Annotated in this window: 22 protein-coding genes; 4 read left to right on the forward strand and 18 right to left on the reverse strand. The window is 66.9% G+C overall.

The features are described from left to right. Positions 1 to 345: 345 nt before the first annotated feature. Entirely contained in the window at positions 346 to 1,602 is a 1,257-nt protein-coding gene (gene tyrS / locus EII34_RS15150) for a tyrosine--tRNA ligase (RefSeq protein WP_124846011.1), read from the reverse strand. A gap of 77 nt (positions 1,603 to 1,679) precedes the next feature. Between tyrS and EII34_RS15155 the strand changes: the two genes are divergently transcribed. Together EII34_RS15155 and EII34_RS15160 are read left to right on the forward strand one after the other, a co-directional pair. After that, a complete protein-coding gene (locus EII34_RS15155; protein ID WP_185711385.1) occupies positions 1,680 to 1,991 on the forward strand; it encodes an ArsR/SmtB family transcription factor in 312 nt (103 codons plus the stop codon). Continuing rightward, positions 1,975 to 2,301, forward strand: a complete 327-nt coding sequence (locus EII34_RS15160) for a hypothetical protein (RefSeq protein ID WP_124846013.1) — start codon at positions 1,975 to 1,977, stop codon at positions 2,299 to 2,301. Before EII34_RS15155 ends, EII34_RS15160 begins: the two co-directional genes overlap by 17 nt. Before the next feature lie 74 nt (positions 2,302 to 2,375). On the opposite strand, the gene argH is transcribed toward EII34_RS15160, so the two are convergent. Genes argH through argC form a run of 6 tightly spaced genes read right to left on the reverse strand, consistent with a single transcriptional unit; the run spans position 2,376 to position 8,539 of the window. Continuing rightward, positions 2,376 to 3,740: an argininosuccinate lyase gene (gene argH, locus EII34_RS15165; RefSeq protein WP_395858098.1), complete on the reverse strand. Its 1,365-nt coding sequence runs from the start codon at positions 3,738 to 3,740 to the stop codon at positions 2,376 to 2,378. A gap of 46 nt (positions 3,741 to 3,786) precedes the next feature. Further along, positions 3,787 to 4,299 carry an arginine repressor gene (locus EII34_RS15170; protein WP_260425192.1) on the reverse strand — a complete coding sequence of 171 codons (513 nt, stop codon included), beginning with the start codon at positions 4,297 to 4,299 and terminating at the stop codon, positions 3,787 to 3,789. Beyond that, positions 4,292 to 5,464 carry an acetylornithine transaminase gene (locus tag EII34_RS15175; RefSeq protein ID WP_124846015.1) on the reverse strand — a complete coding sequence of 391 codons (1,173 nt, stop codon included), beginning with the start codon at positions 5,462 to 5,464 and terminating at the stop codon, positions 4,292 to 4,294. Before EII34_RS15175 ends, EII34_RS15170 begins: the two co-directional genes overlap by 8 nt. Then, positions 5,461 to 6,360 (reverse strand): acetylglutamate kinase, encoded by a 900-nt coding sequence (gene argB / locus EII34_RS15180; RefSeq protein WP_395858097.1) that lies wholly within the window; start codon positions 6,358 to 6,360, stop codon positions 5,461 to 5,463. Before argB ends, EII34_RS15175 begins: the two co-directional genes overlap by 4 nt. Further along, entirely contained in the window at positions 6,360 to 7,511 is a 1,152-nt protein-coding gene (argJ, locus tag EII34_RS15185) for a bifunctional glutamate N-acetyltransferase/amino-acid acetyltransferase ArgJ (RefSeq protein WP_124846017.1), read from the reverse strand. Before argJ ends, argB begins: the two co-directional genes overlap by 1 nt. Then, positions 7,508 to 8,539 carry an N-acetyl-gamma-glutamyl-phosphate reductase gene (argC, locus tag EII34_RS15190; RefSeq protein ID WP_124846018.1) on the reverse strand — a complete coding sequence of 344 codons (1,032 nt, stop codon included), beginning with the start codon at positions 8,537 to 8,539 and terminating at the stop codon, positions 7,508 to 7,510. Before argC ends, argJ begins: the two co-directional genes overlap by 4 nt. Positions 8,540 to 8,689: 150 nt before the next feature. On the opposite strand from argC, the gene leuS reads away from it, so the two are divergent. Next, positions 8,690 to 11,524, forward strand: coding sequence for a leucine--tRNA ligase (gene leuS / locus EII34_RS15195; protein ID WP_124846019.1), 2,835 nt, complete (start codon positions 8,690 to 8,692; stop codon positions 11,522 to 11,524). Here the strand turns inward: leuS and EII34_RS15200 are convergent. Next, a complete protein-coding gene (locus EII34_RS15200) occupies positions 11,505 to 12,050 on the reverse strand; it encodes a TetR family transcriptional regulator (RefSeq protein ID WP_260425193.1) in 546 nt (181 codons plus the stop codon). The genes leuS and EII34_RS15200 overlap by 20 nt on opposite strands. Before the next feature lie 86 nt (positions 12,051 to 12,136). On the opposite strand from EII34_RS15200, the gene putP reads away from it, so the two are divergent. Beyond that, positions 12,137 to 13,648 carry a sodium/proline symporter PutP gene (gene putP, locus EII34_RS15205; protein WP_124846021.1) on the forward strand — a complete coding sequence of 504 codons (1,512 nt, stop codon included), beginning with the start codon at positions 12,137 to 12,139 and terminating at the stop codon, positions 13,646 to 13,648. On the opposite strand, the gene pheT is transcribed toward putP, so the two are convergent. From pheT to EII34_RS16130, 10 genes are all read right to left on the reverse strand, one after another. After that, positions 13,636 to 16,131, reverse strand: a complete 2,496-nt coding sequence (pheT, locus tag EII34_RS15210; protein WP_124846022.1) for a phenylalanine--tRNA ligase subunit beta — start codon at positions 16,129 to 16,131, stop codon at positions 13,636 to 13,638. The two genes, putP and pheT, sit on opposite strands and share 13 nt — an antisense overlap. Beyond that, positions 16,128 to 17,234, reverse strand: coding sequence for a phenylalanine--tRNA ligase subunit alpha (pheS, locus tag EII34_RS15215; RefSeq protein WP_124846023.1), 1,107 nt, complete (start codon positions 17,232 to 17,234; stop codon positions 16,128 to 16,130). The genes pheT and pheS overlap by 4 nt, the downstream gene beginning before the upstream one ends. A 162-nt stretch (positions 17,235 to 17,396) precedes the next feature. Continuing rightward, positions 17,397 to 18,167, reverse strand: coding sequence for a hypothetical protein (locus EII34_RS15220; RefSeq protein WP_124846024.1), 771 nt, complete (start codon positions 18,165 to 18,167; stop codon positions 17,397 to 17,399). Beyond that, on the reverse strand, positions 18,164 to 18,838 hold the full coding sequence (locus EII34_RS15225; RefSeq protein ID WP_124846025.1) for a hypothetical protein: 675 nt from the start codon (positions 18,836 to 18,838) through the stop codon (positions 18,164 to 18,166). The genes EII34_RS15220 and EII34_RS15225 overlap by 4 nt, the downstream gene beginning before the upstream one ends. A gap of 85 nt (positions 18,839 to 18,923) precedes the next feature. After that, the gene (locus tag EII34_RS15230) at positions 18,924 to 19,367 is read right to left on the reverse strand and encodes a hypothetical protein (RefSeq protein ID WP_124846026.1); all 444 of its coding nucleotides are present in this window, start codon (positions 19,365 to 19,367) and stop codon (positions 18,924 to 18,926) included. Between the two features lie 11 nt (positions 19,368 to 19,378). Beyond that, complete coding sequence (locus tag EII34_RS15235; RefSeq protein ID WP_124846027.1) at positions 19,379 to 19,642, reverse strand: hypothetical protein; 264 nt, start codon at positions 19,640 to 19,642, stop codon at positions 19,379 to 19,381. Then, complete coding sequence (locus EII34_RS15240) at positions 19,642 to 20,031, reverse strand: hypothetical protein (RefSeq protein ID WP_124846028.1); 390 nt, start codon at positions 20,029 to 20,031, stop codon at positions 19,642 to 19,644. The genes EII34_RS15235 and EII34_RS15240 overlap by 1 nt, the downstream gene beginning before the upstream one ends. A gap of 53 nt (positions 20,032 to 20,084) precedes the next feature. Then, on the reverse strand, positions 20,085 to 20,321 hold the full coding sequence (locus EII34_RS15245; protein WP_124846029.1) for a hypothetical protein: 237 nt from the start codon (positions 20,319 to 20,321) through the stop codon (positions 20,085 to 20,087). Beyond that, complete coding sequence (locus EII34_RS15250; RefSeq protein WP_124846030.1) at positions 20,318 to 20,515, reverse strand: hypothetical protein; 198 nt, start codon at positions 20,513 to 20,515, stop codon at positions 20,318 to 20,320. The genes EII34_RS15245 and EII34_RS15250 overlap by 4 nt, the downstream gene beginning before the upstream one ends. Before the next feature lie 950 nt (positions 20,516 to 21,465). Continuing rightward, the coding region (locus EII34_RS16130; RefSeq protein WP_185711386.1) for a hypothetical protein at positions 21,466 to 21,862 on the reverse strand (397 nt) is incomplete at its 5' end.

The following is a 21,862-nucleotide window of genomic DNA, read 5'->3' on the forward strand; positions in this document are numbered from 1 at the left end:
CAAAAAATTGGCATTGACTTAAAGCACGCTGTTGAGTTCTCAAGCTTCGGACACCAACCCACAACAGGAAGGCGACTCAAACAACTTTACCGGACTTCATTCAGACTTTCAAGTCCAACTTTCAGCTCGGCCTGAGTTGGCTCCGGCTGTTCACCAGAAGCTTTCCCAGCTTACCCCTTCAGGTGGTCCTCGTCAAGTTGCCCTGACTGCCGACCCTGCTCGCCGTCTCGTCAGGCCATCGGCCAGGTCGATCAGGTTGAGCGCTTCCCGGAGGAGCACTGCTCGGCGGATGTTCTCCGTCAGGCAGCTCGGAGAACATTACACGCCCTCCGTCGAGGATGCAAATCACGGGTTGACCCTGACACCACCCGCGGTCCTGCGTCCACGTCGCAGCACGATGAAACGGTCAGCGAGGAGGTGCTCCCGGTCCAGCACCATCTCCGGGTCCCCGACCTTCTCGTTGTTGACGTAGGCCCCTCCCTCGAGGACGGCGCGCCTGGCCGCCGCCTTGGACTCGACGATCCCGGCGACCAGGAATGCGTCGGCGAGCGGGATGGGCAGACGGACGTCGGCCGCCTTGACCTCACGCATCACCCCTTCGAGCACGCTCGGGGAGAGATCACGCAACTCACCCTTGCCGAACAGGGCACCGGCTGCCGCCACCACCGCCTGGCGTTCGGCGACCCCGTGGACGATGTCGGTGACGTCATCCGCGAGTGCACGCTGCGCCAGCCGCTTGTGTGGCTCGTCCTCGGTGGCCTTCTCCAAGGCCTCGATCTCCTCACGGGACCGGAAACTGAAGACCTTCAGGTAGTCCACCACCTTCGCGTCCTCCGCGTTCAGGAAGAACTGGTGGAAGGCGTAGGCACTGGTGAGCTCCGGATCCAGCCAGACGGTGCCGGACTCGGTCTTGCCGAACTTCGTGCCGTCCGCCTTGGTCAGCAGCGGCGTGGCCAGGGCATGCACCTTCCCCTGGTCCGATCGGCGGATGAGCTCGACACCTGCGGTGATGTTTCCCCACTGGTCCGAGCCACCGTGCTGGAGCGTGACCCCGTGGCGTCGGTGTAGCTCCCGGAAGTCCATGGACTGCAGCAGGACGTAGGAGAACTCCGTGTAGCTGATCCCCGCCTCCAGACGCCTGGCCACGACGTCCCGGGCCAGCATCCGGTTCACCGGGAAGTGCTTGCCGACATCCCTCAGGAAGTCGATGACGCTCATCCCGGCCGTCCAGTCGAGGTTGTTGACCATCGTCGCCGCGTTGGCCCCGTCGAAGGAGACGAACCGCGAGGCCTGGGCCCGGATGCGCTCCACCCAGCCCGCGACGACCTCCTTCGGGTTCATCGCACGCTCCCCCGACTCCTTCGGGTCACCGATCTGCCCGGTCGCCCCACCGACCAGCAGGTAGGGGCGGTGCCCCGCCTCCTGCAGCCGCCGCGCGAAGAGCAGCTGGACCAGGTTGCCGAAGTGCAGGCTCGGCGCCGTGGGGTCGAAGCCGACGTAGAACTTGACCGGTCCCGCGTCGAGGTGCTCCCCCAGGGAGTCGAGGTCGGTCGAGTGCGCGATCAGCCCGCGCCACAGCAGGTCGTCGAGTAGTGCATTCACGACCGCAAGCGTAGCCCTGCGGACCGTCACTTTCCCACCCACTTGACATGCAGGCATTCGCATATAAGAATGTTGGCATGCCGACCGCACGCATCGCCGACTACGAACCGGTGGCCGTCTTCTTCAAGGCGCTGGCCAACCCGGTCCGGGCCGCCATCGTGCACCTGCTCTCCACCGAGGAGCGCACCGTCGGCCAACTGGTCGAGGATCTGGGACTGGCCCAACCCCTGGTCTCACAGCACCTGCGGGTGCTCCGTGGGGCGAGCATGGTGGCCACCCGACGTCAGGGTCAGGAGATCTGGTACCGGATCTGCGATCAGCACATCGCCCATGTCCTGGGCGACGCACTCAACCACACCCGGGAGGGAAGTCATGACCACGACCACTGAGCACACCGCCGCCGAGACCCACAACCACACCCATGGACCGGGCTGTGGCCACGAGGCAGTGATCCACTTCGATCACGTCGACTACATCCACGACGGTCACGTCCACCGCGAGCACGACGGCCACTACGACGAGTGCGTCTCCTGCTCCTGCAACGACTGCGACGACGTCTGCGCCACCTGCACCTGCGCGAACTGCACCTGCCCGACCTGCTCGCACACCGCCTGCACCTGCGGGTCCTGCGACTGCACGTCCTGCTCGGCCTGCGCCTGCGCCGACTGCACCTGCAGCACCTGCAAGCACGCGGCCTGACTGATCGACACGGATGCGCCCTGATCCTCCGGAGAGGATCAGGGCGCATCCGTGTCCATGCGGCGACGAGACCCTCAGCCCACCACTGGCCGGGATGCCCACTCGGCGGCCTGCTCGACGAGGGCCGTGAGTTCCAGGCGCTGCTCGGCCACCCGGACCTCAGCCGTCCCCCCTCTCCCGTTCCGGGAGGCGACGGCCCCGGCCACCGTCAGCACGTCGAGGACCCCCGGGTCGAGGTGCTGGCTGATCCCGGGCAGGTCGTCCGCGGTGAGCTCCTGCAGGGTGATGCCACGCTGCTCGCAGTGACGCACCGTCTCCCCCGCCACCTCGTGCGCGACGGCGAACGGCACCCGACGCCTGACCAGGTGATCCGCGACATCCGTGGCGAGCGAGAATCCGGCGGGGGCGAGCTCAGCCATCCGTTCCTCGTCGAAGGTCAAGGTGGCCACCATCATCGCGAAGGCCGGCAACAGCACCTTCAACTGGTCCAGGCCGTCGAAGATCGGTTCCTTGTCCTCCTGCAGGTCCCGGTTGTAGGCCAGGGGAAGCCCCTTCAGGGTGGCGAGCAACCCGGAGAGGTTCCCGATCAAACGCCCGGCCTTGCCTCGGGCCAGCTCCGCGACATCCGGGTTCTTCTTCTGCGGCATGATCGACGAACCGGTGGACCACTCGTCGGCCAGCCTCGCGAAGCCGAACTCGGCGGTGCACCAGATGATGATGTCCTCACTGAGCCGGGACAGGTCCACCCCGATCTGGGCCAGGATGAAGGCCGCCTCCGCCACCAGGTCACGGGCAGCGGTGCCGTCGATGGAGTTCGGCACCGAGGAGTCGAACCCCAGCTCCCGCGCCACGAGCTCCGGGTCCAGGCCCAGCGACGTCCCGGCCAGGGCGGCCGAACCGTAGGGACTCACCGCCAGGCGCTTGTCGAGGTCCTGCAACCTCTCGACGTCACGCATCAGCGGCCAGGCGTGGGCCAGCAGGTGATGGCTGAGTAGCACGGGCTGGGCGGACTGCAGATGGGTACGTCCGGGCATGACCGCCCCCAGATGTCGCTCCGCCTGGGCCGACAACGCCGAGACGACGTCGAGGACCTCGGTGGTGAGCGCCCGGATCTCCTGTCGCAGATAGCTGCGGATGAGCGTGGCGATCTGGTCGTTGCGGGAACGCCCGGCACGCAGCCTGCCGCCCAGCTCCGGACCGACGATCTCCTTCAGGCCCCGCTCCAGCGCCCCGTGGACGTCCTCATCGGTCGGTGCCGCGACGAACTCCCCCTCGTTCACCTGCCGCAGCAGTTCCGCCAGACCGGCGTCCATGTCGGCCGCCTCCTGCTCGGTGAGCAGTCCCGCGGCGAGCAACGCCTTGGCATGGGCCCGGGAACCGGCGATGTCCTGCGCGGCCAACCGCCAGTCGAACTGGGTGGAACGGCTCAGCTCGAACATCCACTCGCTGGGCCCTCCGGCGAACCGCCCTCCCCACAGTCGTCCTTCAGTCACTTTCCTCCCCTTCCGGGCTCGTCGGAACAGGCCTCCCCGTCCGCGTCATCTGAGCGATCATGCCAGCGATCCGGCTGGCGGCGGCATCGTCGGTGGTGATCACCAGCACGGTGTCATCCCCGGCGATGGTGCCCATGACCCGGGGCAGACGGGCCGCATCCAGGTGGGATGCGAGGAACTGGGCAGCGCCGGGTGGGGTGCGCACCACCACCTGGTTGGCCGCGCTCTGGATCGTCTGCAACACCTCGGAGCACAGCCGTGCCAGCCTCTCCAACGCCGCACCCCCGTCGTCACCGGCCGTTCCCACGGCGTAGACCAGTGAACCGTCGGACGCACGTCGCTTGACCGCCCCCAGGGCGAGCAGGTCCTTGCTGAGGGTGGGCTGACTCACCCCCACCCCCTGCTCGGCCAGGGCCTCACTCAACTCCTGCTGGGACGCGTACTCACCCTGCTCCAGGAGACTGCGCAGCAGCGCCAGCCTGGCGGATCGTCGTACCTCAGGCACCGGCCCGCTCCAACCACCCGGGCAGTGCGGCGACGAAGGGGGCCAGTTCCTCGGGGGTGATGACCAGCGGCGGGGCCAGCCGCAACACATCGGGCCGAGGCGCATTGAGCAGCCACCCGTCGGCCAGGGCCAGATCGGCCACCATCGGTGCCACCTCTCCCGCCAGCACGAGACCGAGCAGCAGGCCCGTCCCACGGACCTCGACGATCCCGCGGTGTCCGAGTCCCTCGATCTGCCCGGTGAGCCAGGCCCCGGTTCGCCGCACCTGCTCCAGCAGTCCGTCCTCCAGCACGTCGAGCACCGCGTTGCCGACGGCCGCCGCCATCGGGTTGCCCCCGAAGGTGCTGCCGTGCATCCCCGGGGTGAGCAGCTCTGCCGCTGCACCCGTCGCGATGCAGGCCCCGACGGGGAAACCACCCCCCAGCCCCTTGGCGACGGTGACGAGATCTGCATCGATGCCCCAGGAGCGACCGAGCAGCAGCTCCCCGCAACGTCCGATCCCGGTCTGCACCTCGTCCAGCCACAGCAGCACCCCGTGTCGGGCGGTGATCCCCCGCACCGCGGCCAGGTGCTCGGCGCTGGCCGGGATCACGCCGGACTCCCCCTGGATGGGTTCCATCACGACGGCCGCGACGGTGTCGTCGAGGACGTCCTCGAGCGCGTCCAGGTCCCCGAAGGGCACGAACTCCACCCCGCCCGGCAAGGGTTCGAAGGGTTCGCGGTACCTCGGCGTGTGGGTGAGTGCCAACGCACCCATCGTGCGTCCGTGGAAGGAGTTCTCCATCGCGATCACCCTGGTGCGGCCGGTCAGACGTGCGATCTTGAAGGCCGCCTCGTTGGCCTCGGCCCCTGAGTTGGTGAAGAACACCCGCCCCCCACCGACCGCGGAGACGAGTCGTTCCGCCAGCCGGATCTGGGGCTCGGAGGCGAACAGGTTGGAGATGTGTCCCAGGGTGGCGAACTGTTCGGTGACCGCCGCCAGGATCGCGGGGTGGGCATGCCCCAGGGAATTGACCGCGATCCCCGCCAGCAGATCCGTGTAACGCCTGCCGTCCGCGTCCCAGACGTGGGCCCCTGACCCCCTCACCAGCACTCGTTTCGGACTCCCGAAGGCATTCATCAAGGCTGCGGCATGGCGTTCCAGCAGCTCCTGCTGGGTGCTCATGGCTGCTCCTTGCTGACCATGGTCCCGATGCCGTCATCGGTGAAGATCTCCAGCAGCAGGCAGTGTGGCACACGGCCGTCGATGATGGTGGCCGAGGTCACCCCACCCTCGACGGCCTGCACACAGGCCTCCATCTTGGGAACCATGCCGGAGGTGAGGTTCGGCATGAGTTCCCTCACCTCGTCGGGGGTGATGGAGGTGATGATGCTGGAGGCGTCGGGGTAGTCGGCGTAGAGCCCGGCCACATCGGTGAGCATGACCAGCCGTCTCGCCCCCAGGGCGACCGCCAGGGCCGAGGCCGCGGTGTCGGCATTGACGTTGTGGACCTGCCCGTCGGGGTCGGGCGCGACGGAGGCGACCACCGGGATCCGCCCGGCCTCGACGATGTCGAGCAGGGCTGAGGGGTCCACCGAGTCGACGTCCCCGACCAGCCCGAGGTCGACCTCCTCGTCATCGATGACCAGACCACGACGGACGGCACGCAGCAGGCCGCCGTCCTCCCCCGACAGCCCGACGGCGAGGGGCCCGTGGGAGTTGATGAGCCCGACCAGTTCCCTCCCGACCTGCCCGACGAGCACCATCCGCACCACGTCCATCGCCTCGGAGGTGGTCACCCGAAGGCCACCACGGAACTCACTGGTGATGCCGAGACGTTCCAGCATCGAACTGATCTGGGGGCCACCACCGTGGACGACGACGGGCTTCAGACCGACCCGGCGCAGGAACACGATGTCCTCGGCGAAGGCACGTTTGAGGTCGTCGTCGATCATGGCGTTGCCGCCGTACTTGATGACCACGGTCTGTCCCGCGAACTCACTGAGCCACGGCAGGGCCTCGATGAGGGTGGCGGCCTTGTTCAGCAACAGGTCATGGTCGGGGCTGATGGTTCGGCTCATCATGAGGAGTACTCCGCGTTCTCCTTCACGTAGTCATACGTGAGGTCGGTCGTGAGGATGGTGGCCGAGGCGTCCCCCGCGTTGAGGTCGATCAACACGTGGACCTGCCTGCCGCTGAGATCGACCAGTGAGCGATCCTCACCGATCTGACCACCACGGCAGACCTGGACACCGTTGAAGGAGACATCGATCCGGTCGGGATCGAAGACGGCATCGGTGACCCCGATCGCGGACAACACCCGTCCCCAGTTGGGGTCGGCCCCGAAGACCGCGCACTTGAACAGGTTGGAACGGGCCACCTCGCGTCCCACCGTCTCGGCGTCGGACACACCGGCGGCCCCCACCACCTCGATGGTGATCTCGTGGCGGGCCCCCTCGGCGTCGGCGATGAGTTGCCGGGCGAGGTCCTGACACACCGTCGTGAGCGCCGTGGTGAACTCACCCCGTTCGGGGGTGATTCCGCTGGCCCCCGAGGTCATCAGCAGCACGGTGTCGTTGGTGGACATGCAGCCATCGGCATCGGCGCGGTCGAAGGAGACCCGGGTGGCCTCCTGGAGGCACTCCTGGAGCACCGTCGGCGCCAGGTCGGCATCCGTGGTCAGCACGACGAGCATGGTGGCGAGCCCCGGGGCCAGCATCCCGGCACCCTTGGCCATGCCGCCGATGCTCCAGCCCCCGCCGTGGACGCTGGCCTGTTTGGGGACGGTGTCCGTGGTCATGATGGCCCGGGCGGCGTCGTCACCCCCGTCCGGCGAGAGGGCGGCGACCGCCGTCGCCACGCCGTCCAGCAGCGCGGTCATCGGCAGTCGGACCCCGATCAGCCCGGTGGAGCAGACCGCGACGTCGGTGGGCTTCACCCCGAGCCGGGCAGCGACGGCGTCAGCGGTGGTGACCGTGTCGGCATATCCCGGTTTCCCGGTGCACGCATTGGCCCCGCCGGAGTTGAGGACCACTGCCCGCAGCCGGCCGTCGGTGAGCACCTGGCGGGACCACTTCACCGGGGCTGCGAAGACGCGGTTGCGGGTGAAGACGCCCGCGGCGGCGAAGCTCGGGCCGAGGTTGTTCACCAGGGCCAGGTCCTTGTTCCCGCTGCTCTTGATCCCGGCGGACACGCCGGAGGCGGTGAATCCCCGGGGGGTGGTGACGCTCATGGGGCGACTCCGATCGTGCTCAGCCCCGTGGTCTCGTCACGACCCAGGGCCAGGTTCATGGACTGGACGGCACCGCCGGCGGTGCCCTTGGTGAGGTTGTCGACGGCGCTGACCGCGATGAGTCGCCCGGCGGTCTCATCGACGGTGACCTGCACCGTGACGCGGTTGGACCCGACGACGCTGCCGGTGACCGGCCAGGTCCCCTCGGGCAGCAGGTCGACAAAGGGCTCGCCGTCGTAGGCCTCGGCGTAGATCTCACGGACCCGGGCTGCATCCATCCCGACCCGGACGGGGGCCGAGCAGGTGGCGAGGATGCCTCGCGGCATGGGGACGAGCATCGGCGTGAACGAGACGCTGACCACGTCGTCCGTGACGCGGGAGAGGTTCTGGATGATCTCCGGGGTGTGGCGGTGCACGCCACCCACACCGTAGACGGAGGTGCTCCCCATGATCTCCGAGCCGAGGAGGTGGGGTTTGGCGGCCTTGCCCGCACCCGAGGTGCCGGAGGCGGCGACCACGGTGATGGCCGAGGCATCGACGAGCCCGGCGGCGACGGCCGGGAACAGGGCCAGGGTGACCGCCGTCGGGTAGCACCCGGGGACCGCGATCCGCCGTGCCCCTTTGAGCAGGTCACGGCAGCCGGGCAGTTCGGGAAGCCCGTAGGGCCAGGTGCCCGCGTGGGGACTGCCGTAGAACTTCTCCCACTGGGCGGCATCCTTCAGCCGGAAGTCCGCCCCGGCGTCCACGACGAGCACGTCGTCACCGAGCCCTGCGGCGATCTCCGCGGACGCCCCGTGCGGCAGGGCCAGAAAGACCACGTCGTTCCCGGCGAGGTTCTCCGGGCTGGTGGCGAGGATCTCCCGGTCCGCGAGGGGGGCCAGGTGGGGTTGGTGGGCGCCGAGGCGGTCACCGACGGACGAGTTGCCGGTCACCGTCGTGATCTCCACCTCGGGGTGCTGGAGCAGCAGACGCAGCACCTCTCCTCCCGCGTATCCCGTGCACCCGGCAACGGCCACCCTGAAAGTCATGCCACAGAGTATGCCGAAAAAAGAATACTTATTCAAGATTGCGGCGCGTCCCATCTCGCCACTGCACGTCTGGACGGCGATCCCGGCCCCCTACCGATAGACTCGGCCCGCGTCCTCGCGCCCCCGCGAGGGCAGGTCGTGAGGAGTGAGATGAGCGAGCCGTCGTTCCGGTACACCGCTGAGCTGGCCGGGCAGATCGAGACCGCATGGCAGGACCGCTGGGAGGCCGAGGAGACCTTCTGCGCACCCAATCCCGCCGGGGTCTGGGCCGACCCCGCCAGGACCGACCGCAAGGGTGAGAAGCTCTACGTCCTCGACATGTTCCCCTACCCCAGCGGCGCAGGCCTGCATGTCGGGCACCCGCTGGGCTACATCGCCACCGACACCTTCGCCCGCTACCAGCGGATGAAGGGTCGCAACGTGCTACACGCGCTGGGCTACGACGCCTTCGGTCTGCCCGCCGAGCAGTACGCCGTCCAGACCGGGCAGCACCCCCGGATCACCACTGAGCACAACGTGGCGAACATGCGCCGCCAGCTGCGCCGTCTGGGACTGGCTCACGACCCGCGTCGCAGCGTGGCCACCACCGACGTGGACTTCTACACCTGGACCCAGTGGATCTTCCTGCAGGTCTTCAACGCCTGGTACGACGAGGACGCGGGCCGGGCCCGCCACATCGACGAACTGGTCACCGAGTTCGAGGAGGGGAAACGCCCCACCCCGTCGGGCAGGCCCTGGCACGAGTTGGAGACCGCCGAGCGCCGCCGGATCATCGACTCCCACCGACTGGCCTACCTCTCCGACGCCCCGGTCAACTGGTGTCCGGGGCTGGGCACGGTGCTGGCCAACGAGGAGGTCACCAACGAGGGCCGCTCCGAGATCGGGAACTACCCGGTCTTCAAGCGCAACATGAGCCAGTGGATGATGCGGATCACCGCGTACGCGGACCGGCTGCTGGCGGACCTGGACCAGCTGGAGTGGCCCGAGAAGGTCAAGGCGATGCAGCGCAACTGGATCGGGCGCTCCGAGGGTGCCAAGGTGTTCTTCACCGAGTCCGTCACGGGCGAGCGGATCGAGGTGTTCACCACCCGGCCTGACACCCTGTTCGGGGCCACCTTCATGGTGCTGGCCCCCGAACACCCCCTGGCCGACCTCGCGGGAGCTGAGTGGCCCGAGGGCACCGATGAGGCCTGGACCGGAGGGTACACCTCCCCTGCCGAGGCCGTCGCGGCCTACCGCGCTCAGGCAGCCCGCAAGACCGATGCGGAACGTCGCGTCGAGACCAAGGAGAAGTCCGGCCTGTTCACCGGCCGCTTCGCGGTCAACCCCGTCGACGGCCGGGCCATCCCCGTCTTCATCGCCGACTACGTGATGATGGGATACGGCACCGGGGCCATCATGGCGGTCCCCTCGGGCGACCAGCGCGACTTCGAGTTCGCCACCCAGTACCGGCTGCCGATCATCCACACCGTCACCCCCGGCCCGGACCACGACGGCACGTCCGCCTGGACCGGCGACGGCGAGGTCATCAACTCCGCCAACCCGGAGATCTCGCTCAACGGCATGACCGTGGACCGGGCGAAGGCCGCGATCACCGAATGGCTGGAGGCCAGGGGGCTGGGTGAGTCGACGGTGAACTTCAAGCTGCGCGACTGGCTGTTCAGCCGCCAACGCTACTGGGGCGAGCCCTTCCCCATCGTCTACGACGAGGAGGGAATGCCCGTGGCGCTCCCCGAGACGATGCTGCCGGTGACCCTGCCCGAGGTGGACGACTACTCGCCGAAGGCCCTGGACCCCGACGACAAGGACTCCGATCCGCAGCCACCGCTGTCACGCGCCACCGGGTGGACCACGGTGGAGCTGGATCTGGGCGACGGGGTGAGGACGTACCGCCGCGAGTTGAACGTGATGCCGCAGTGGGCGGGCTCGTGCTGGTACGAGCTGCGCTACCTGGACCCCGCCAACCGGGAACGGTTCGTGGACCGCGAGGTGGAGCGGTACTGGATGGGACCGCGTGGCGAGGGCGATGTCGGTGGTGTGGACCTGTACGTCGGCGGTGTGGAACACGCGGTGCTGCACCTGCTGTACGCCCGGTTCTGGCACAAGGTGCTGTTCGATCTCGGTCACGTCTCCTCCGCCGAGCCGTTCCGAAGGCTGTTCAACCAGGGCTACATCCAGGCCTACGCCTACCGTGACGACCGCGGGCAGCCGGTCCCGGCCGACGAGGTGGAGGAGATCGAGGAGAACGGCGCCACCCGCTACGTGTGGCAGGGGCAGGACGTCAGGCGCGAGTACGGGAAGATGGGCAAGTCCCTGAAGAACATCGTCACGCCCGACCTGATGTACGAGCTGTACGGCGCCGACACCTTCCGCCTCTACGAGATGGGGATGGGACCACTCGACCAGTCGAAGCCGTGGGAGACCCGCGCCATCGTCGGCTCCCAGCGGTTCCTGCAGCGGCTGTGGCGCAACGTGGTCGACGAGACCACCGGTGAGGTGCACGTCACCGACGATGCCCTCGACGAGGCGACACTGCGAGCACTCCACAAGACCATCGACGCGGTCGGGCACGACTACGAGGCGCTGTCGTTCAACACCGCCATCGCCCGCCTCACCGAGTACAACTCGGCACTGACGAAGCTGGACCGGGTGCCCCGCGCCGCCGTCGAGCCCCTGGTCCTCATGGTCGCGCCGCTGGCCCCGCACATCGCGGAGGAGCTGTGGCAGCGACTGGGACACGAGCACTCGTTGGCCTTCGAGGCCTTCCCCGTGGCGGATCCGACCCTGGTGGTCGACGACACCATCACGGCCGTGGTCCAGGTGCGTGGCAAGGTCCGGGCCCAGTTCGAGGTGTCGGTCGACATCACCGAGGAGGAGTTGGAGAAGCTGGCCCTGTCCCACCCCCGCATCGTCAAGGAGATCCCGAACGGGGTGCGCAAGGTGATCGTCAAGGCCCCGAAGCTCGTCAACGTGGTCCCGGCCTGAGGCCTGCCACCAGCAGGTCGACGCCATGGGTGAAGTCGGCCTCGGCCTGCTCGGCGTCGAACTCGCTCAGGACACCGAGAGTGACGAGCTGGCTGCGGGTCTGCTCGGCCATGGTGTGCCCGAGCACGAAGTGCAGGAAGGCCGCCATCGTGGCGTCCGGTTCCGTGACATCGGCGACGTGGAGCACCCGCCGTCCCTCCGCCGTCGGGTCCACCTCCCCCAGGCCGAGCGCCGTGGTGGAGGAGACCAGTTCCGCCCCGTCACGGTGGCAGAGCAGCACCTGGCGCAGACCATGGCACCAACCCCGCAGCCACTCCCCCGGTTCCTCGGCCGAGGGGGTCGGCACCGCGGCGAGGATGACATCGGCGATCCCGGCCAGCAGGGACTGCTTGTTCGGCACGTGGTAGTACAGCGCCCCGGCCTGCACCCCGAGCTCGTCCGCGACACGGCGCATCGAGAGGTCGGCCAACCCCCACTGGTCGAGGATCCGGCATCCCGCAGCCACGATTCGAACACTGTTCAGCACACCGTGCATGCTACCCACAATCTGGAATCACCCCATCATGGCCGGTGGAGCGTCTACCTTGTAGGCACTGCAACGAAGGAGGGACCATGACCGATCAGACGTACCAGACCATCGCGATGATCGTGTACTTCGTCGCCATGATCCTCATCGGGCTGTGGGCGTACCGACGCACCAGCAACATCGATGACTACATGCTGGCCGGACGAAAACTCGGTCCCGTTGCCACCGCACTGTCCGCAGGGGCCTCGGACATGTCCGGCTGGCTGCTCATGGGACTGCCCGGCGCGCTCTACCTCACCGGGATGGTGGAACTGTGGATCGCGATCGGGTTGACCATCGGTGCCTGGTTGAACTGGAAGTACACCGCTCCGAGGCTGCGGACCTACACCGAGGTGGCCGGGAACGCACTGACCATCCCCACCTTCCTCGGACGACGGCTGCGGGACGACTCCCGGATGATCCGGATCACGGCCGGGGCCATCATCCTGGTGTTCTTCACCTTCTACGTCTCCAGCGGCATGGTGGCCGGGGGTGAGTTCTTCCAGGCCTCCTTCGGCATGAGCTACCAGGTCGGGATGCTCCTGGTGGCCGGCATCACGGTGCTCTACACCCTGGTCGGCGGTTTCCTGGCCGTCGCCTACACCGATGTCGTCCAAGGACTGATGATGGTCACCGCCCTGGTGGCGGTGCCCATCGCGGGCGTCATCCATCTCGGTGGCCTCTCTCCACTGGTGACCACCATCACCGAGCTCGACCCCGGCACCTGGGCCCTGTGGGGCGCCTCGACCTCCGTCCTCGGGGTGACCTCCGCACTGGCGTGGGGGCTCGGCTACTTCGGACAGCCCCACATCATCGTGCGTTTCATGGCGCTGGAGAGCCCGCAGCAGGCCCGGGCCGGTCGCCGCATCGGGATCGGCTGGATGCTGCTGGCCTGTCTCGGTGCCGCGGCCACCGCGCTGGTCGGCATCGCCGTCTACCGACGGGACACCGGGGCCCTGCCCAACGCGGAGACGGTCTTCATCGCCCTGGGGCAGCTGCTGTTCCACCCCCTGATCGCGGGATTCATGCTGGCCGCCATCCTCGCCGCCATCATGTCCACGATCAGCTCCCAGCTGCTGGTCTCCTCCTCCGCGCTGGTCGAGGACCTCTACCGCAGCTTCCGCACGGAACAACTCTCGGAGCAACGGTCCGTGCTCATCGGACGCATCGGGGTGCTGCTGGTCTCCCTCATCGCCGCCGCCCTGGCCTGGCAGGCGGACAACACCATCCTGAAGCTCGTCGCCTTCGCCTGGGCCGGGTTCGGGGCCGCCTTCGGCCCGGTGGTCGTGCTCTCGCTGTACTGGAAGCGCCTGACCCGTTGGGGTGCACTGGCCGGGATGCTGACCGGAGCCGTCGTCGTCGCCGTCTGGGGCAAGATCGACGGCGGGATCTTCGACCTCTACGAGATCCTGCCCGGATTCCTCGCCAACCTCGTCGTCACCATCGTGGTCTCCCTGAGAACGACGGTGGCTCCGGAGGTCGACGAGGAATTCGACCGGGCTGCCATGCTGGTCGAGACCTTCTCCCGTGGCGAACTGCCCTCGGATCAGGCCCGCTGAACCGCCCCGAACTGCTTGGCGGCGACTGCGATGGCGGCGTCCCTGGCCTCGGCGGCCTCGGCATCCTTGAGGGTCCGGTCCCCGCGGAAACGCAGCGCGAAGGCCAGTGACTTCTTGCCCTGCGGAACCTGGTCACCCCGGTACACGTCGAACAGCGTCACCGACTCCAGCAGCCGCCCGGCCCCCTCAACGAGTGCCAACCGAACCGCCTCCGCGGGGGTTCCCTCGTCGACGACGAGCGCCACGTCCTCCTTCGCCAACGGGAAACCGGTCAGCTGGTCGATCCGCACCGGCTCGGTGTCCCGACCGAACAGGGCGGTGAGGTTCAGCTCCACCGCGCAGGTGCGGGCGGGCAGCCCGAAGTCACGGATCACGTCGGGATGCAGTTCACCGGCGTGGCCGATGTGGGTTCCCCCCACCAGCAGTTCCGCACAGCGTCCCGGATGCCACGGCGCCGTCGTCGCGTTCATGCGCTCCAGGCGGCGCCCGGCCACCCGGCAGACGGTCTCGGCGAAGGCGACGACGTGGCGCCAGTCGGCCGGGACCGCAGGCCCGTGCCACCCCGCAGGTTGCCAGTTGCCCGTCACGACGGCGGCGATCATCTCCGGCTGTTCGGGCAGCGCGGCCTCGATGGCCGCCAGCTCATCACTGGTCGGCCGCTGCTCCACCCCCGGGCGGGGAGCAGCCTTGCCGCCGCGGTCGAACCAGACCGATCCACGCTCGAAGAGGGCCAGGTCATCCAGGGAACGGGAGGTGTTCCTCGCCACTGACATGAACAGCCCCGGCAGGAGGGAGGTCCGAAGGAACGGGGTGGTCTCGGCCAGCGGATTCGCCAACCGGACCACCAGACGGCGTGGATCCCAGGGGTCGAGTCGCAACCGGTCCAGGTCCGACTCGGAGATGAACGGCAGACTCAGCACCTCCGTGAACCCGGCCTCGGCCACGGCCCGCATGATGGCGCGTCGGGTCCGCTGCGTGGTCGTGAGCCCACGTCCGGGCGGGGCGATGGGCACACGTCGCCCGATCCGGTGGTAGCCGACCTTGCGGCCCACCTCCTCCACGATGTCGTAGGGGTCCCGCAGGTCGCCGCGCCACGTCGGCACCTCGACGGTCAGGGAGTCCCCCAGCGCCGTGACCCGACAGCCCCCGGCCTCCAGCACCCGGATGGACTCGAAGGTGCTGATGTCACCGCCGAGGATGGCCGGGATGAGCCCGGCGCGCATGTCGATGCGGTGCCAGGCAGGTGCCCCACCGACGACCGTGAAGCCGTCGAGGACACGCCCCCCGCCATGCTCGACGAGGAGGTCCGCCGCGCGGCGTGCCGCGGCGAAGGGCAGTGCCGGGTCCACCGTGCGCTCGAAACGCTTGGAGGCCTCCGAGGGCAGACCGTGCCTGCGGAAGGTGCGCGAGACGCTGGCCGGGGAGAAGGCTGCGGCCTCCAGCACGATGGCACTGGTGGTCTCGGAGACCTCGGTGGTCTCCCCACCCATGACGCCTGCCAGACCGATGGGGCCGGAGTCGTCGGTGATGAGGAGGTCGTCGATGTCGAGCCTGCGGCGCACCCCGTCGAGGGTGGTGAGTTCCTCCCCGGCAGTGGCCAGCCGGACCCGGATGGGACCCACCAGCTTCTCCGCGTCGTAGGCGTGCAGTGGCTGCCCGGACTCGAGCATCACGTAGTTGGTGACGTCCACGGGCAGGGAGATGGAACGCACCCCTGCGGCCTGCAACCTCTCGACCATGAACCTGGGGGTGGCCGCCGCCGGATCGAACCCCTCGATGGTCAGGGCGACGAAGGCGGTGCAGCGGTCCGAGAGGTTGGCGATCGGGTAGCCCGCACGGATCGGTTCCGGCATCGGGGTGTCGTAGCGGTCGTGGTAGGCGACGTCGTGGACGGTCGCGGCCTCGCGGGCGAGCCCACGCAGGGAGAGGCAGTGGCCGAGATCCGGGGTCACGTCGATGTCCAGCACCTCGTCGCGGGTCCACAGGGCCTCCAGTGCATCGTCGCCGGGAGCCAGCCCCAGCTTGGGTGAGAGCACCATGATGCCGCTGTGGTCCGTACCGAGCCCGAGTTCGTCCTCGGCACAGATCATGCCGTCGGAGATGTGACCGTAGGTCTTGCGCGAGGAGATCCGGAAGTCGCCGGGCAGCACGGCGCCGGGCAGGGCCACCACGACGAGGGTGCCTTCCTCGAAGTTGTGCGCCCCGCACACGATGCCGCGGGAAGCAGGGTGCTCATCGGTCGCGGCGTCGTTGTGCTCACCGACATCGACCCGGCAGTACCGGATGGTCTTGCCGTTCTTCTGCGGCTCCTCGGTGAAACTCAGCACCTTGCCGACCACGAGCGGGCCGGTCACGCCGGGACCAGTGGTCTCGATGTGTTCGACGGTGAGTCCCAGCGCGGTGAACTTCTCGGCGATCTCCGCGGTGGTGGTCTCGGCGGGGAGCCGGACCAGCTCGCGGAGCCAGGAGATCGGGGCCTTCATCGGTTGCCTCCAACGACGGTGGAACGGGAGAAGCGGATGTCGCCCTCGACGAAGTCACGCAGGTCGGGGGCACCGGTGCGGAACATCACGGTGCGATCCACCCCCATCCCGAAGGCGAATCCGGAGTAGACCTCCGAGTCGATGCCGCAGGCCTGCAGGACGCGGGGGTTGACCACACCACAGCCGCCCCACTCGATCCATCCCTCAGAGCGGCAGGTGCGACACGGCTTGTCGGGGCCGGACTCACCACGGCAGACGAAGCACTGCAGGTCCACCTCAGCCGAGGGCTCGGTAAACGGGAAGTAGTGAGGACGCATCCTCGTGGTGACATCGCCGAACATCGCCTGGGCGAAGTGGTCCAGCACCCCACGCAGATCCGCCATCGAGATGCCCTTGTCGACGACCAGCCCCTCCAACTGGTGGAAGACCGGCAGGTGCGTGGCGTCGTACTCGTCGGCGCGGAACACCTTGCCGGGGCTGACGATGTAGAGGGGCAGGTCCCGGGTGAGCATGGCTCGGGCCTGGACCGGTGAGGTCTGGGTGCGCAGCAGCTTCCCCGAACCCATCGGTTCGATCCACAGCGTGTCCTGCTCGCCGCGTGCCGGATGATCCGGGCCGAGGTTGAGGGCGTCGAAGTTGTACCACTCCCCCTCGGCCTCGGGCCCCTCGGCCACCTCCCAGCCCATCGCGACGAAGACGTCACACATCTCGTCGATGAGCGAGGTGACCGGATGCAGGGCACCCTGGGGATGCAGGTCGACGGGCAACGTCATGTCGACACGCTCGGCGATGAGGGCAGCGGCCTGTTCGCTGGCCGCCAGTTCGTCCTGTCGGGTGACGATGGCCTCGGTCACGCGCCCACGGGCCTTGCCGACACGGGCGCCGGCCTCCTTGCGGGCTGCGGGGGGCAGTGCCCCGATCTCGCGGTTCGCCAGTGCGAGCGGGGACTTGTCGCCTGCGTGCAGGAGTCGAACCTGTTTGAGTTCAGCGGTCGTCGCGGCCGCCCCCACCGCGGCCAGGGCGTCAGCAACGAACCCGTCGATGGCCTCAGCACTGAGTGCTGCGACCTGCTTGGGATCGAAGTTGTCGTTGGGGCCGGACATGGCTCCCCCTTTCATACAGCGCCTCAGTTTATGAGCTAAGCGGGCCTGCGGACCAACTGCGCCCTTGATGCGAGAACCGGCCGAAAGGCTCATCGCCCCGCAATCACGCGGTTCAAGATTCAATCACCGGCCAAGTGGACGACGTGAACCTCAACTCGTCCCTCAGCCTTGCCGCGCCCTCAGCTCCAGTTCACAGGCATTCGAGACCCCGTGGATGAAACGGAAACTGACCGTCCAGGCGAACCACTCGTCGGCGGCCTCCCCGAGTGCAGCCGTCTCCTGCAGGACCCGGGTGGCTCCCGCCCCGCTGCTCGTCAAGGCCGCACAGGTCCGGATCGCGGGATCGGGGTCGTCGAGGAACCGGGAGACGTCCTGCCCCAGTTCCCCGAGCCCGAGGACCGCCAGACCTCGCCACTCCCGGGTGGTTGCGTCACCATCCAGTGCGGCGTCCAACCGGGTCCGCAGTGACACCGCCTGCCGGTGGGAGCCGAGGACCCCCACCCAGGGCAGCAGGGCGGCGGTGATGATGCCATCGGCCGGGTGGGTGGGTTGCAGAGCGAGCGGGGCCAGCTCCCCCAGGACCTCCGCCGCGCAGGCAGCCAGCTCCGAGTCCTCCGCCTCGGGCTCCCGAGCGGCCTGACCCGATTCGTGGATGTGCCTGAGCGCAATGTAGGGCCCGGCCTCATCCCAGTCCTCATCGCCTTGCCCTGCGATCCAGTGGGCGAGGAAGCGTGTGACCGGTGGAGTCGAGTCGAAGGCCCGACCCTGGTGCATCGTCGCCTCCCAGATCTCGTGCACGGCTTCCCGGGCGGCCTCGCCGTCACCGCTGAGCAGGACCCCGAGCAACTCCGGCAGATCGGTGGCGGGACCATGGGCGTGCTCGCCCAGGGCCCCCCAGTTGGTCCCTTCGATGAGTTGCTCACACCGGTTCACAGCTGGGCCCTCAGATCCTTCAGCTCATTCACCACGCTGTCCTGCCAGGCGGGCGGAAGGTCATCGGGCAGCTGCCCCAGGCGAGCGACGAGGACCGGAGCCGCCTCGTCGTCCTTCGCGATGATCACCCACGGGATGGCGGCCCGCGTCACCCTGCGGTCCAACTCCCGGACTGGCTCCACGGACAGCTCCGAGAGCACCTTCACCGCGGTGGGTGCGAGTTCGAGGAGCGCGAGGCCGGCGTTGCCGAGCACCTGGTCGAGGTCCTCGGCCTGGTCCTCCCAGTCCAGTTCATCGGCGTCGAGGGCCGCGGCGATCCGGTCCTGCGCGCCTTGGTCGAAGGTGCGGGAGCGCACGTCGTCGAGATAGGGGTACAGCGACCAGCCCACCTCCTCGACCCAGGCCAGCAGGTCCGGTGCGACAGGATATTTCTGAGCCCCACGCCCCCAGCGTGAGAGCACGGCCAGCACGAAGGCCAAGGCAGGCGGGGTGGCGGGGAAGATGGTGCTCTGGTGCAGGTAGGCCCCGTCGAGTGCGTCGACGGCGCGTCCCATGACCTCTGCGTCGTCCCCCAGCAAGGTCTCCAGGTCCGCCACGTTGTCAGCTCCGATGCCGTAGGCGTGGATGAGGTGACCCCAGTCGGTGGTCTCAAGAATCTCGCGAGCAGTCATGGGGGTCATTCTTGCCCACCACCCTGACAAAACCGTTCTCCGGGTCGGGAGCTGCTGAAGCAGGACAGCCGCTCGAGCATCCTCGTCACCTGTCACGCCGGGAGACCGCAGCCTTCTGCTTCTCAACCGGAAGAGCCTTGAACGCCCCCATCGCATACGGATCATGCCTGGGAACCCCCGCCTTGAGCGCACGACGATACCACGGCGGCAACAAAAAGCGCGGGAACCAGACCAAGAAACCAAGGAACATGACTATTCCATTGATGAACCAGATGATGCTGACAATGCGCATGAGCGCCAGTGGAGCAACGGGCACCCAAACAATAGTTCCCATACAAAACAACCAGGTGCCCCCGTAGGGAAGAGTCAGAAGAGGGCTGGACCACCCTCGATATGTGGTCACGAAGCGCGGCACAGCCTCGGTGTACACCTTCCATCCTTGCCACCAGGACAGCAAGCCGATGAGGTTGAGGGCAATCCCCGTAAAGACGTAACCGGGCGTCAGCTCCTCGATCACCAGTAGAGCCATCTGAGTTACGATCAACCGAACAGACCTTTCATGAAGTTCCATGCCCCCTCTCCGACATCAGCAATGACATCACAGACGGTCTTGTCCTTTTCGACCGAGATAATCATGCCAAGGCCTACCGCAAGCCCCACACCAAAGCTGATCGGGAAACCGGCAACCGGCATGAGCGCACCGATCATCATTCCGACAGTCACGGCAGCTCCGATCTGCGAGGTCGAACCCACAGTGGTGGCCCCGTCGGCCCTGAACTTCCCCAAACACGCAACAACTGTCATCAACCCCTCCCCTGAACCGCAGCCTTCTGCTTCTCAACTGGAAGAGCCTTGAACGCCCCCATCGCATACGGATCATGCCGAGGAACACCCGCCTTGAGCGCACGACGATACCACGGCGGGAGCAGGAACCGCGGGAACCAGAAGAGGAAGCCCAAGAAAAGAATGGCACCTGAAGGAAGCCAGATCAGGCCAAGCACCTGCATGACCACTCGAGGTAGAATCGGCTCCAAGCTGGCGACTGCCATACACAGCACCCAGACGCCAGCATAAGGAAGGGTCAAGAGGGGACAGGACCACCCCCGGTAGTTGACAACAAACCGCGGGATGGGCTCGTTGTAGGCCTTCCATCCCTGCCACAGAGAGGAGACCCCCAGAACCACAAGGATCAAACCAGTAAGGAGAGCCCCTGGTTCCACAACTTGCAGCAAGACCAAGGCGCGCATCATCCGCCAAAAAACCCTTTTATGCCGTTCCAGACACCTTCCCCGAAGTCAGCAATCCGGCCCCCAACGTTCTTGCCACTTCCAGTTGGGATGCTCATGCCGAGGCCGACTGCAAGACCGACACCGAGCCCGATCAAAGGGCCGCCAACCGGCATGAGAGCACCGATCAGCGAGGTCGAACGCACTGTGGTGGTCTCAATGATCCTGAGCTTTCCCTGATACTCGACAACTGTCATCGACCACGCCCCTGAACCGCAGCCTTCTGCTTCTCAACCGGAAGAGCCTTGAACGCACCCATCGCATACGGATCATGCCTGGGAACACCCGCCTTGAGCGCACGCCGATACCACGGCGGCAACAAGAAACGCGGGAACCAGATGATGGCACCAAGAAGCGTGATGATGCCACTGAATAACCAGATAACACTCATAGCTCGCATCAGAGGCAACGGAAGCACCGGAGCCCATGATCCCATCGCCAAACACAGAAACCACGTTCCTGAATAAGGAAGAACCAAGAGCGGGCAGGACCACCCACGGTAGTTCACTACGAAACGAGGAACAGGTTCAGTGTAGGCTCTCCATCCTTGGTAAAGGGAAAACAGCCCCATCACCCCGAGTGCAACTCCTACAAGTGCAATCGGGGCCGTGAGTTCTGTTGCTTCCAATGCGACTGGCAGCATTGATGGAATCATCCAAATAACCCCTTAGCAAAGTTCCAGAAATTCTCTGCGGCGTCAGCGACAGCGTCTCCGATGGTCTTGTCCTTCCCGACCGGGATACTCATACCAAGACCGACGGCAAGCCCTACACCAAGGCCGACCAAGGACCCACCGACCGACACGAGTTTGCCCCGATCAGCGAGGTCGAACGCACGGTGGCGCTCTCGATGGCCTTGAGCTTCCCTTGACACTCGACAAATGTCATCGACCCCGCCCCTGAACCGCCGCCTTCTGCTTCTCAACCGGAAGAGCCTTGAACGCACCCATCGCATACGGATCATGCCTGGGAACACCCGCCCTGAGCGCACGCCGATACCACGGCGGCAACAAGAAACGCGGGAACCAGACCAAGAAGCCAAGGAACATGACCACGCCACTGAGAAGCCAGATGACACTGAAGATACGCATGAAAAGTAACGGAATGACCTGCCCCCAAGCACCTACTCCCATGCAGAGAAGCCAAGTCCCTGAGTATGGGAGGGTCAACTGCACACTGGACCAACCCCGGTATGTGAGCACGAAACGCGGCACAGCTTCAGTGTAGACCTTCCATCCTTGATAAAGAGAGGAAATCCCAAGGGCCCCTAGCGCGAGCCCCAGAAGAGCAGTCGGGGCCGTGAACTCTACAGCTTCCAGCGGAATCATCAGAGATGAAGAGATCACCCGAACAACCCCTTCGCGAAATTCCAAAATCCTTCTCCAACGTCAGCGACAGCGTCTCCGATGGTCTTGTCCTTTCCGACTGGGATGCTCATGCCGAGGCCGACGGCAAGACCGACACCGAGCCCGATCAAGGGGCCGCCAACCGGCATGAGTGCACCGATGGCCGCTCCAGTTCCCATGGCCGCTCCGATCTGCGAGGTCGATCTCACGGTGGTGGTCTCGATGGTCTTGAGGTGGCGTTGTTGTTCGGTGAGCTCGGGGTTCTGCTCGCGGTAGCGCTTGTCGGCCTTGTCGTACTCCTCGGTGAAGGTGAGCACGATCCCGGCGGCGAACAGGCCTCGTCCGGCTGCTCGGCCCCAGCCGGAGGTGCCGATCTTGGTGGTGACCGTGCTC

The sequence above is a fragment of the Arachnia propionica genome, from assembly GCF_003859805.1.
Taxonomy (GTDB): domain Bacteria; phylum Actinomycetota; class Actinomycetes; order Propionibacteriales; family Propionibacteriaceae; genus Arachnia; species Arachnia propionica_C.